The organism is Campylobacter sp. BCW_6460 (assembly GCF_001762705.1).
Lineage (GTDB): Bacteria > Campylobacterota > Campylobacteria > Campylobacterales > Campylobacteraceae > Campylobacter_D > Campylobacter_D jejuni.
In genome coordinates this window covers 1-12533 of record NZ_MJXI01000011.1, presented here as the reverse complement: position 1 = coordinate 12533, position 12533 = coordinate 1, and the positions used below count along the sequence as shown (strand labels likewise).

Here is a 12533-nt window from a genome sequence, read left to right as displayed (position 1 = left end):
TTTGTTTGGTATAATTGCATTAAGGGTTTTGCCACAAGGCTGCAACCCTGTGGCATAATCACACCCTAGAAAGGGGGTGAACTATATGACACGACTCATACTTATAATTATACTAATTTGTATAATTACTGTCAAGGCTTATTAGCCTTGCCCCTTTGGGGGTGAATTTCTCCTTGTGGCTTACCCAACAAACTTTTAACTAAACTTCTCTTCTTCTATTGAATTTCTATATTTTTTTATATTTTTTATTTGAACTAAATAATAAACTTAACAAGATTTAAATTTACCAAATCTACTATCTTTTTACTTCAATCTCACATTCATAATCATATTAGATAAAAAGATACTATCTTTATCAAAGTCTTTTGAGTTATATTCATTTTTTGATTGTATAGTTTGCATTAAAGTTGAAAGGTTATACAAACTTAAACTTTCTAATATATTTATGAGTTCTATCTTGCTTAAAGTATTAAAATCATTTAACAATCTAAGATAATTACTTATAATAGAAGAAGAATTTATATTATGAAATACAATTTTATTTTTCATATCTTTTTTAATAAAAAATTGATTATTTTTTATATAAAAATAATCTTTAAGATGATGATTGCTTAATATTTGATTGTAAAAACTTAAAAGACTTTCTTTGCTGTTTAAGTCTATAAAATTAAGATAAAAATTCTTTTCTTCTAAGGCTAATTTTAAAGCATTAAGATTAGTAAAAGAAGCATTAAGATTTTCATTATTTTTTAAAGCATAAACGATATTTTCTTGTTCTTGTTTTTGGGTAATAGCATATTGTAATAAAGGATTTTTATAATGTGTATCGCTATTGATTAAAACATTGATATAAAAAGCTTCTTTGCTTTTTTGAGTTAATTGAAGCAAAGATAAAAGTGTAGAAGGGATATAAAAAGAATCAAGCTTTAAATTTAAATACTTATCATAAGTATTTATATAAGTTAATTCTTGAGTAAAATCCAAAGCTTGTTCTTTTAAATTTAAAAGCATTGTTCCACCTAATCCTAATAAAGCTAGATTTTTGAAATTCTCTAAAGCTTTTCTTTTTTCTAAATCGATTTGAAGTATTTTTTGCATTGTTTTTCCTTTTATTTGTGGTTTACTCTTTTATATTATGCTCTTTAGCATAAGCTAGTATCTTAGCTCTTAAATCCTCTGGAAAATTATATCTATAAATAGCAGGGATTCTTGGATCAAGGAGTTTATCTAAATATCCTCTTTTATAAATCCATTCCAATCTTTCAGGTGTAAAATAATAAGGGGCATTAGGATAGCCTTGAGGAGGAGTAAGGGCTGCTAATTTGGCGCTTAATACTAGAGTATCTCTATCTAAAGCAGCTTGTTGTTCACTCCAATCATTTGGAGTATCTACATCAAATCTTGTTACCATTCCATTTTCGTATCCATCCATAGCATCATCAAATTTATTTCTACTTTCAGGAGTAGAATCTATATCTCTTGGATCTTTTAATTTGCCTTTTTCAATATCATTATATAAAGCCCAAATGATCCTGCCTTCTTCATCATAGGCAAAATCATATTTATTTAAATCAATCGTCCAATCTGCTCCTATAATCTCATCTAAAAAAGGAAGCATACCAAATTCATCTAATAAACTCTCATAATGATAATCGTGTAAATCGTAAATCATTTTTGCTCTAAGCTTATTCCAATGTTGCCCTGTAAGAAAAGAATTAGAACACAATACTGCTAAACCTAAACTTTTAAAAGCATTTTTATCTCCAAGTTGAGCTTGTAAAAACAATGCTTGTTGTTGTCTTGCTTTAAATCCTACGGCAGCTGTGGGACTAGCTTTAATATTTCCCAAAAGTAAAGCAGACAATTCCCATTCATTAAAGAAAGAATAAGATTTTAATGTTCCACGATGAGAACTTACTTCATCGTAAATATAGGCGTATTCTTCATTGATTAAATTTCCTTTTTCATCTACATTAGCATAAGCATCATAGGGTATATCTATAACCACAGATCTTAATCCACTTCTTATTGCTAAATATTTATATCTTTCTCTTTTAGTTTTTAAAGATTTATAATAAGCTTTTTCTGCTTTAGTCCAAGGAGCTATAGCTCCTTTTATAGGATCTTTTAAATATATGCTTTGCCAATCTTTAAATTCAACTAGAGTAGATTTTTGCCCTGTATAAAAGTTAGGATCTAGGTATTGGGGTTTATAGTCTTTGTAGGGGGAGTTTTTCATAATATGATAAGATTTAAAAACCGCTTTGGAATATTCTTCGGTATAGTTGCCTGTGGGCTTAACATTTTCTTTAAAGAGTATTTTATTGGTATCTTTTTCCACATCTAATGTTAATCCATTAGGTGTATAAATCTCATAAGTTTCACTCATTATCTATCCTTTCTTAATTTAACCCATATATAAACCATCTTCTATGATTATGGTAGTGGCTAGTCTGCCTATGAAATTAGGCGGAGTTTTTGTTTCTGATGTGATGTCAGCATTTGCACTTGCCTTGCTAGTGTTATTTTCTCTTTTGCCTATAGCTTTCAAGCTTTCTTTATTTCCATTTATCCCCATATACATAGCCTTAAGATTGTTTTGTCCTATGATATTGAGTTTTTCTAGTAATCTTCTGGTTTTATTTTTATCTTCTATATATCTTCCTGTTTTATCTTTACTTGTATTGTAAATTCCATTAGCAAAATCTTGTAAAATTTGTAAAGCTTCATTGTAAGCATGAATAGGACTATCTTCATCCTTTTTAAAAGCACTAATTTGCTTTTCTTTATTTCTAAACTCTTTAAACAAAGGATGATTACAAGGAAGTTGATATATAGTGCATTTTTTAAGTTCTAAAGATTTTAACTCTTTAAAATAAAAAGTATAATCATCTATAATATATTTTTGTTCTTTTATATCCTCTAAAGCAGTTGCATTTCTTTTCTCATCAATAATCAAATAAGACAAAAGTCTTTTTAAAAGAAATTCTTTATTTTCTTCAAGCTTTTGATCTATTTCATAATGAAAGGAAAAATGAGTGTCAAAAACTCCTGTGCAAAGATCTATGCCATAAAAAATTTTCTTTAAATCAAAGCTAATAAATTTCGAATTGATTGCAAAAGGATAAGTTACAAAATGATCTCTTATAACTGCTAAAGGATTGACTAATTTTTTTAAAGTATTGATAAAATCAATCTGTTTAACTTCTTTATTGTTGATTGTTAAATTTTTAATAGTTTGAATTAACTCTGTTTTAGAACTTATAAACATAAAAGATTCCTTATATAAAGCATTATTATATCATTTTTTATTTGCTAATATTTTTTGTCTCTATTAATCTCTCCTATCCATCTAAGCACATTACCCTTATCATCAATCTCTACTTCTAAATCTTTGTATTTGTTGTAAAATTTAGGAGCTAAGATTTCATTAATTAGGATTTTTATAACTTTAAAAACTTCTTGTAATTCTTATTGCATCTTTTTAACTTTTTACATATTCTAGTATTTGTTGTTGCTTGTTGCCTTTGTTGCGTCTATTTTTCACATAATTTCAGACCATATTCTTGTATATTCCGCTTGTTTTTAGAAATATATAAAAAATTATTAAAAATATTATATTCATAAATACCATTTTTAAAAACATATCCTTTAAAATTCATATTTACATCACTAATAGACTTACCGTTTAGGACAATATATTTTCCATTATTTTTATTGACACCCACATATACAACTTTATCACAAGTTATATTACCCTCTGGACATAGATTTAAAATTTTTATCCAAAACTTTTCATTTTCATAGGTACATTGCTCTAGTGGAGTAAAATCCTCTTGCGCTAACAAATAAGTACTAAAAAATAAAAACAATAATATATTTTTAAAAATTACCATTTTTCATAACCTCCTTGAGTGTAAGGCTTATATTCAGCATTTCTCCTATTAATTAGCCCCCGCATTACTTTATTTTGACTTTTGTTCCACGCCATCCAAGCTTCCTTTAATGTTTTGCAACCCGTTTTCTCTGCATTGATGATTTTAACAACAAAAGAATTTTTAAAATTATCAATCCCTATATTAAAACATAATATAACCAAGGCATCAAATTCGTTCTGTGCTAAGGAAGAGTTTATTGAATTTTTACAGCATTTTCAAAGGGTAACAAATCGCTTTTAAACAATTTATCCGCTTCTTGTAAAATAATACCATTTTTATACAAATCCCATTCATTTTGCCCTATAAGATGTCCATATCCGATAGTTGCACCTTGTTAAATACTTCGTTTAAAATTAAATTAACATCATTTTCCTTAGTATTAAAGCTTTGATTATTTAGATTATCTTGTAAGGAAATTTCTTTATCTAAATAGTCTTGGATATCTTTTATTTTTTCATTTCTTTTTTCTTTTAAAGTATTGATAGATTTATAAAGCCTTTTTCTAGCATCAAGATAGGTATCATTTAGATTTTCTTTATCTAGGATGAAGATTTTTGTGAAAGTAGAATTATAGCCTAGATTGTTTATAGCGGTAGCTTGGGTGAAAAGATCTTCTTGATTATAATTTATAGCTATGGAATTTTCACATTGATATAAGGCTTTTAAATATGCTATGGATGAATTTTTATCTATTGTGTCTATTTCATCATTGTTTATAAAAGCAAGCCTTGTTATAAATAATTCTCTATCCATTTTTTTCTAAATATTTAAGATAAATGAATATTATATCAAATATATTAAATTTTTGATAGTCTTTAAAGATTTTAATACATCATATACACACCCGCCATTAATAAAAAGATATTACACACAAACCCTATAAGCCAACTTAATTTTTTGTGTTTTTCTCCTGTGCTATAACATTTAAATAAATAAGCTTGCAATAAACAAGGAAGTATAAAAAATGTGATTATAAAAAAAATAAAAGTTATACCGCCTAAAAAATCAAAATAATTATGTGCTTTATACTCTTGCGGTGATAATTTTTCAATTTCTGGAGGATCAAGTAATACAAGCGATCTAGAGGTTTCAAGATCATAAGTAAGATAAAATATGATAACAATAGCCATAAAAAAGATAATAAAAGATATTAAAAAATAAGATTTTACAAATTCTTTTATGTTAATTTTAATCCAATAATTTAAAATAGAAAAGACAACAAGAACACTTAAAGTTGTAAGATAAAATTTTATATTAGTAAAAGCAAGAATAAATCCAAATAAACCCCAAAAAATAGAAAGTATAATATCTTCTCTCATTTAAACTCCTGTATTATAAAGCACATTATAAGCTTCATCTTTAAAATCAAGTTTAGTGATAAAATCTTTACTATAAAGTTTAAAGTCCAAACCATAAGGAGTGAATTTTTGATAGTCTTGATAATCTTGATTGTAAAGATAGTATTGTTTGGTTTTTGGAGATCGGAGAATATCTTCAAAGGTTATTTGTGGTATAATATATATCTTTGGTTTATAAGTTTCCATCTGTCTTGTAGAACCCCAAAAACCATCATTGAATTCATTAGGCTCTTTAGCTTCATACCATTTTTGATCTATCTTGTCCCATTCTTTGTTTTTAAGATATTCTTGTCTTAATGTTTCATCTGCTTTATCAAGCTCATCAGGACTTTTGCCTTTGGTAAGTCCTAAGAAAGCGTGGGTGAAATCTTCTCTTTGCCAGTAACACTGATTTTTAAAATCCAAAAAACATTCTACCAATGGATCAATATAAATCGTAACATAATATTTCATTTATAAAATCCTCCTAATAACTCAAATATATATACCATAGCCACTAAAAAAATATATCCACATAAAAAAGTTATTAAAATTCTCCAAGCTCTTAAAAAGATAAAAATTATAGGTGCAAAAATAAAAAATAAAATTTTAAAATTATAGATAAACTCATGATATTTCATATATATAAATATTAATATCACAAGCAACAATAATGCAAAAAAATTTTTAATATAAAGCATATTCAATATAAAAATAAATAACATAATAAATAAAATAGTGAATTGATCATAATTATTACTGATATAAAAATATACCATAGGAATGATAAAAATCCCTACACTACATACAAACCAAGCAATTTGCCCACTTGATATATTGTCTATTCCTTTGCTTTCTAGTTTTTCTTTGAGTTTAGAATAAATAGGAATTTGCAAATTTGCTCCTAATATAGATAAATTGTTTTATTATAACCAATCTACTTAATACTTTTAATTAATTTAAATTCTTTGTTTTTAAGATATTCTTGTCTTAATGTTTCATCTGCTTTATCAAGCTCATCAGGACTTTTGTCTTTGGTAAGTCCTAAGAAAGCGTGGGTGGAGGTCGATTTGCTTTATGCTTTCACCCAGAGTTTGAAAAAGATCATTCATTTATATTTTTATATTTTCTCTAGCTTGTTCCATAAGTTCTTTTGTGCTTACTTGTGGTTTGTAATTAAATGATTTAAAATAACTTGCCTTATAAGCATTTGCACATTCTTTGATTTTAGATTCTAACTCTGTAGGATTTTTTGGATCTTCATAGTATTACATACTTTTTTGGCTCTAAAGAGCAAGCAGAAAAAACACAAGCAGTAACTACACTTAATAAACTCAGTTTAATTAAATTTTGCATAAAAGTTCCTTTTTCTATAATTTTATATATATTTATAGTAACTATAATATACTAATATTTATTAACATATAATAAAATTAATTTTAAATAATAATATTATTATATAATATTTTACAAAATAATTATAAGAAATAATTATTTTTTATTTTAATATGATGAATTATCTTGTAACGCCCAAATTTTCATATAAAATATTAAAATTTATATAAAAATCTTTTATAAATTTTCAATCTACCTAAAAGGCTAAATTGATTTTTATAGGAACGAACGCTGTTCCACTATCCACTAGAGTTTGCACTGCATTGTGGAATACTTTTCTTGCTATGCCTATTGCTCCATTAACATCAGCATTCAATATTTTATTTGTGCTTGATTTAAATAAACCTCTTTTTATTCTTTTACCTAAATACTTTTCTTGATGTTTCATTTTTTCATTAGCTAAATGGTCGCATTTACTCGTATAGTTTTCTTCTGTTAAAACGAAATTAATACCATATGTTTCACATTTATAAGCTAATTTAGAAATAAAGTTTTCATAAGGTATTGAAGTAAAAGATTGATTATTTTTAGCACCTAAATTAATTTCTTTTTTCCATTCTTTATTTTTACCAATAATTAATGTTTCAATAGAATGTTTAACACAATACTTAACTAAAAAATTACTTGCTTTATGTAAAAAATCATTTAATTTGTTTTCACGAAAGTTTAATAATTTTAGTAGTTGCTTTGTGATAAATCTATTATTACTCTTTTTTGCTATTGCTTGTAAATATGCTTTTTTCTTATTGTAATATTGATTTATACTTTTAATACCTTTGCCATTGATAATTAAAGGCTGTTTGCTTTGAGTATCTATTGTAGTTACAAAGTTATTTAAACCTAAATCACAAGATAAAAAGCTGTTTTTTACATAATTAATAGCTAGTTGATTAGTTTCATACACTATTTCAACTATAAAACAAGTTGCTTTGGGAATAATCCTAACTTGTTTTAGACTTGAAATATTAGTATCTATTTTAGTAATGATAGATTTTATATTTACACTTTTAGGAAATACGATTTTATTAAAGTTTTTATATTGTTTTATTTTTGCTTGTTGGTTTGTAAATATAGCTATATGATGACCTTTTTCTCCTTTTCTTTTGTATTTAGGTAGTTTGGGATTACTTGTAAATTTGTTCTTATCTTTTTGATAAGACTTTAAACATTTAAAAAAGCTTTTCCAATCTTTATATAATAATTTAATTGTTTGTTGGGCTGTTTGACTAGGTAATTCTTTATAATCAAATTGTTTTTCACTAGCTAATTTTTTACTTAAATCATACTCTTTTATTTGTGGTTTTTTAGTTATAAAATCTTGTCTAAGCAAGTAATTAACATAGTTATATAAGTTTTTAGTCTTATTTGCAAGCAATAAAAGTGAATTGTAATTTTTATTGTAGGGCTTAATTATATGTCTTTCAACTCTTTGTAATGTTTTCATTTGCCTTGCTTTCATTTAATAATTTATTGGCTAATCTTCTCTTTGAATACATTTTCATAGAAAAAGAGTGTATTGTTTGCATAATATCTTCAAATAATTCTTGCTCTAGTGCTTTGTTTTCGCAAGAGTTAATAATTTCTATTCTAGCACCATTATCGTTAAAAAGTTTTTCCACTAAATCATAAGATAGTCTTGCTAGTCTATCTTTATAAGCTATATAAACAACACTAATTCTTTTTTGCATAACATCATCTAAAAGCTCCATAAAACCTTTTCTGTCTAAAGTCATTCCACTTTTAATATCTTCATAGACCTTATCTACTTTTATTCCTTTTGCATTTAAAAAAGCGATTGTGTTTTCTATTTGATTTTTTAAATCTTGTTTTTGTTTGTGGGTGCTTACTCTTGCATATATAACATTTAGTTTTTCATCTTTAATATTTGCTAATCTATAAACATCTTCTCTGTTATATAGGTATGAAGAATTTGGCATTTGCGTAACTCTTATTTTTCCACTTTTAACATATTTATAAAGAGTTACACGACTTATTTTTAAAAGCTTTAAAACTTCTTTTGCTTTCAAATATTTTCCTTAATTGTAATTATATAAAATTATATAAATTATATAATTATTTAGTTAATATCTTTATATAAATTTTTTCAATGAATATCAAAGACTTTTAGATTTTATTAGAAAGGATAAATAATAATGGAAAAAACTAAAAGCTATATCAAGCTTTTGATAAAGGGATTTGGGATATAGTATTATTCGGTATAATAAGCCTTATATTTATGATTGTTATGTTTGGTTATCTTATGGAAATTTTGCGAACACTCAACACAAAAGAAATTTATGCCACAGATAAAGACCTTATTGTAAGGCAAAGATAAAATTTTTGAGATTGGAAGTTTTTATTTTTGTTATCTTTCACACACATTTACTGTTATTTATGCCGATAGTGTAACTATATCTAAATTTGGCGAGGAAATTTATAATGCATATTCGTTTTTAGATCCACTCAGAAGCAATAATATCCAAGAATTGTATGCAATAATAAAACCCCAAACGCAAGAATATTTAAGCAAAATTGATTTGAAAAACTATGAATTTTTTAAGAGTAGGCATAGTAAAATCTCACCACGATTTGATTTGGACTTTTTAAAAATTGAGGAATTGAGAATTAAATAAGGATAAAAATGAGCCAAACAAACAATAACACAGAAATTAAAGAACAAGACACTCAAGATGAAATCATTTGGGAGTTAAAAAGAAAAGTTACTTTTATGATAATTTGGGCTTATGGTAGTTATTTTGGTTTTATTATATTTGTATGTTTTTTGCTGTTTGTTAGTGGAAATAAATTTAAAGTCGATAATTGGAAAGCTTATGTTGTTATGATTGTTATCGTATTTGCAATTATATTTTTTACAAAAAGGCTATATCGTTCTTTAAATTTGAAAAGAATGTATATCGATAATAATTATAAATTATATATTGAAAAATATATAGGAAAAGACCTAATATTAGAATCTGGGAGTTATGTTATCGGTATGGAGTCTAATTTTTATCTCGGCATAACAATGTCATCAATAGCTAAAATTCTTTCATTAAATTGTAATGGTAAGGAATTATATGGTTTTATTGAATCCGCTAATACAAATTTTAATGAACTTGCAAATTTTACAAAAAGTCATCTTATAAATTATCTTATTAGTTGTGAGAATAATAAATATCTTAAAGCTGCTGCTATCTATGGGTTATTTCAACTTGAGCAGTATTACAATATAGATCTTAAAGAAATTGATAAGATAAGATTGGATAAAAATGAGTATGGAAAATAACAATACCATTTATGGAAGTTTAGAAATCAGAAAAAAGATAGATGATAAATTTGCACTAAATCAAAATTCTGCAAATATAAGAGATTTTGGGAACATTGGAACACTTGCTTCTTATGGTATGTCAATAACTGGAGCAACATCTGGAAAAATATTAGAACAATATATGATTAATCAGAGTGTTTCAACTAAAGTAATAACATTTTATAAATATAAAATTATGGGTAATTTTGGTATTTTAAGTTATTTGTATAAAAAAGCAGAAAATAAATCTAACACAAGAGCTTTTGGTGAAATTGCTGTTGAAACAGCAATTGGAGCACTAGCAACATCGCAAATAGCTATAAATACTATAGAAATTGGAATTTCTTTCATTTCTCGTATTGCCGCAGGTGCAGCAACTGGAGCAGCTATAGGCTCGAGCTTTCCTATTGTTGGGACAGTGGTGGGAACACTTGTAGCAGGTTTTTTTAATGACTTAATTTTTGGCGATGAAGATGAGGAATTAAAAAAACAAGAAGCCAAAGAGAAATATTTAGAGGAAAAATTAGATGAAAAAATGCACAAAATCATCAATTATCTCATCACTCATCAATATATAGAATTAAGAGTGTTAAATGAAGATGAAGCAGAAAAGCTTTGTAAAGAAATAAGTGATATTAATAGTCCTTATTTTAAAACCATTCTTTTGATGCTAAGTTTTCCTTATTATTTAGATAAAGATGAGCAAAGTTATAAAAAAGCTCAAGAAAAAAATCCAACTATAATCAGAATACAACCCATAGCTAATGCCTTAAATATAAAAATAGAAATCAATGAATGCTTTCTTGCTAAGAATGGAGAAGCTTTAAAAAATAAGGAAATTTATGTTTATAATCATCGCTTTGATAGAGTGGTGGCAAAGGCTATGAGTGATGATGAGGGTAAAATAGTATTTGAAAATGTTTATGTGGGTAAAGAGAGCACTATAGATAAAATAAGCTTTATTATAGACAGAGAAAATTTCAATGAAGACAATTTTTATGAAAGTGTTTTAAAATACGCTCCAATGTTTAATATACAAAAAAAGCATAAACAAAAAGGGCAAGCTTTTATTGATAAAATGTTTTTTAGTTTCACTTATGCACAAGGAATAATGCAAGATAATGAGGTGTTAAAACTAGAAGCTTTGAAAAATAATTTTAATATCGTTTTTGATTATGAGGTAAGAAAACAAGAAGAATCCTATAAAAATTATATCATTTTATCTTATTTAGTTTTTGATGTTAAAGAAGATATAGAAGAATATATACGCCATACTACTATAGAAAATAGAGCTTTTCGTGGATTAGAATTGTTAGGTCGTGGATGGAAAAATCAATACAGCATCAAAGACGAGTGGAGAGATAAGGGTGTGGTGTTTTTTGCTTATTTTAATTCTCAAAAATTTACCCCTTATAAAAAAATGGCTTTTATTGACAAGCCTATAGTTATTTTAGATATAGAAAAATTTGATAAAGAAGATATATTAAAAGATATAAAATTCCATTTTAAAACTCTTACTAAAGCCTATAAAATTTGTAATAGATTTAGATGCTAATACTCAAATACAAGAAAAAAAATCCATTGTCAATAATATAAAAAAGAATACCCAAAACTTAGAACTGCTTTATCTGCAACTTAAACTTTTTGATGATAAAGATGCTAATAAATGCAAGGTGCAATACTTTCACAATGAAAACAAATATGCCAATAAAGAAATGAAATTAATAGAATACTGCAAAAAGCAATTTAACGCACTTAATAATAAAGATAATCCTATTTATAAAAATAAAAACTCGTTTGATATGGAAGTGCCTTTTGTAAGTATTTCTTTTGGGTCTTTGATTTATGATAAAGAAAGACTGGCTAAAAAAGGAGTTAGGCAAATTTTTGGAGTGGGTTTAGCAGAATCTTGCAGGCGATATTTTTATGAGAAATGATTTGATTTTAGATAATTAAAGAATATACTACAAACTTTATTTTACCCACTTTATACTAAAATAAATCACATAAGCTTATAGGCTATTAATCATCAATAAACCCCAAAAGGATCATCAATGTCCCTTAATTCTTATATGAGTCTTGATATATCAAATTCTACTTCAAATCCCCTACCCTTTAAAATCACTAAAGCCCTCATCAAAGAAAGTTAGGAGATGAAGTGATTATTTCTTTTTTAGATGATGATATAGATAAGCCTTATGTAAGTGGAAGTTTGTATAATGGGACTAATCCAAGTTTAGTAAATCTTCCTTTTAATGATCATCAAACTTCTCTTTCTTCTAAAACCATAGGTGTTAATGAAGAAGGTTATAATGAACTTACCCTCTCAAATATAAAAGATAAAGAACAAATTTATTTAAAAGCCCAAAAGGATTATGATGAATTAGTCCAGCATAATTTCACTCAAAGAATTTTAAATGATAAAGATTCTAAGGTAGATGGAATTTATAATGAAAGGATTAAAAAGGTTCATACTCAAATCATAGACTTAGCTAAAAATGTCAATGTAGGAGGAGAATACTTAACTAATGTGGGCTTATCTAAAGATACCATAGT

Annotated in this window: 14 protein-coding genes; 4 read left to right on the top strand and 10 right to left on the bottom strand. The window is 26.0% G+C overall.

Annotation, left to right across the window (positions count from 1 at the left end):
* Positions 1-303 precede the first annotated feature (303 nt).
* The 10 genes from AJ881_RS03965 to AJ881_RS03920 all read right to left on the bottom strand — a co-directional run bounded on the left by AJ881_RS03965 (position 304) and on the right by AJ881_RS03920 (position 8697).
* Complete coding sequence (locus AJ881_RS03965) at positions 304-1098, bottom strand: hypothetical protein (RefSeq protein ID WP_070282253.1); 795 nt, start codon at positions 1096-1098, stop codon at positions 304-306.
* A gap of 22 nt (positions 1099-1120) precedes the next feature.
* Positions 1121-2389, bottom strand: coding sequence for a hypothetical protein (locus AJ881_RS03960; RefSeq protein ID WP_070282251.1), 1269 nt, complete (start codon positions 2387-2389; stop codon positions 1121-1123).
* Between the two features lie 18 nt (positions 2390-2407).
* Positions 2408-3271, bottom strand: a complete 864-nt coding sequence (locus tag AJ881_RS03955) for a hypothetical protein (RefSeq protein WP_070282249.1) — start codon at positions 3269-3271, stop codon at positions 2408-2410.
* A 265-nt stretch (positions 3272-3536) separates the two neighbouring features.
* The gene (locus tag AJ881_RS03950; protein WP_070282247.1) at positions 3537-3896 is read right to left on the bottom strand and encodes a hypothetical protein; all 360 of its coding nucleotides are present in this window, start codon (positions 3894-3896) and stop codon (positions 3537-3539) included.
* A complete protein-coding gene (locus tag AJ881_RS09690; protein WP_410002315.1) occupies positions 3890-4099 on the bottom strand; it encodes a glycoside hydrolase family protein in 210 nt (69 codons plus the stop codon). Before AJ881_RS09690 ends, AJ881_RS03950 begins: the two co-directional genes overlap by 7 nt.
* 139 nt (positions 4100-4238) lie before the next feature.
* The gene (locus tag AJ881_RS03945) at positions 4239-4691 is read right to left on the bottom strand and encodes a hypothetical protein (protein ID WP_044780646.1); all 453 of its coding nucleotides are present in this window, start codon (positions 4689-4691) and stop codon (positions 4239-4241) included.
* Between the two features lie 71 nt (positions 4692-4762).
* The gene (locus AJ881_RS03940) at positions 4763-5257 is read right to left on the bottom strand and encodes a hypothetical protein (protein ID WP_070282245.1); all 495 of its coding nucleotides are present in this window, start codon (positions 5255-5257) and stop codon (positions 4763-4765) included.
* Entirely contained in the window at positions 5258-5749 is a 492-nt protein-coding gene (locus tag AJ881_RS09405) for a hypothetical protein (RefSeq protein ID WP_186820423.1), read from the bottom strand.
* Positions 5750-6866: 1117 nt separating this feature from the next.
* Positions 6867-8114, bottom strand: a complete 1248-nt coding sequence (locus tag AJ881_RS03925) for an RNA-guided endonuclease InsQ/TnpB family protein (RefSeq protein WP_070243227.1) — start codon at positions 8112-8114, stop codon at positions 6867-6869.
* Complete coding sequence (locus tag AJ881_RS03920; protein WP_070243226.1) at positions 8092-8697, bottom strand: IS607 family transposase; 606 nt, start codon at positions 8695-8697, stop codon at positions 8092-8094. The genes AJ881_RS03925 and AJ881_RS03920 overlap by 23 nt, the downstream gene beginning before the upstream one ends.
* 614 nt (positions 8698-9311) lie before the next feature.
* On the opposite strand from AJ881_RS03920, the gene AJ881_RS09555 reads away from it, so the two are divergent.
* The 4 genes from AJ881_RS09555 to AJ881_RS03900 all read left to right on the top strand — a co-directional run.
* On the top strand, positions 9312-9956 hold the full coding sequence (locus tag AJ881_RS09555) for a hypothetical protein (protein WP_070243426.1): 645 nt from the start codon (positions 9312-9314) through the stop codon (positions 9954-9956).
* Positions 9940-11532: a hypothetical protein gene (locus AJ881_RS03910; RefSeq protein WP_070282243.1), complete on the top strand. Its 1593-nt coding sequence runs from the start codon at positions 9940-9942 to the stop codon at positions 11530-11532. Before AJ881_RS09555 ends, AJ881_RS03910 begins: the two co-directional genes overlap by 17 nt.
* A 160-nt stretch (positions 11533-11692) precedes the next feature.
* Positions 11693-11914, top strand: coding sequence for a hypothetical protein (locus AJ881_RS03905; protein WP_070282241.1), 222 nt, complete (start codon positions 11693-11695; stop codon positions 11912-11914).
* A gap of 221 nt (positions 11915-12135) precedes the next feature.
* On the top strand, positions 12136-12533 hold a 398-nt coding region (locus AJ881_RS03900; RefSeq protein WP_410002314.1), incomplete at its 3' end, for a bacteriophage T4 gp5 trimerisation domain-containing protein.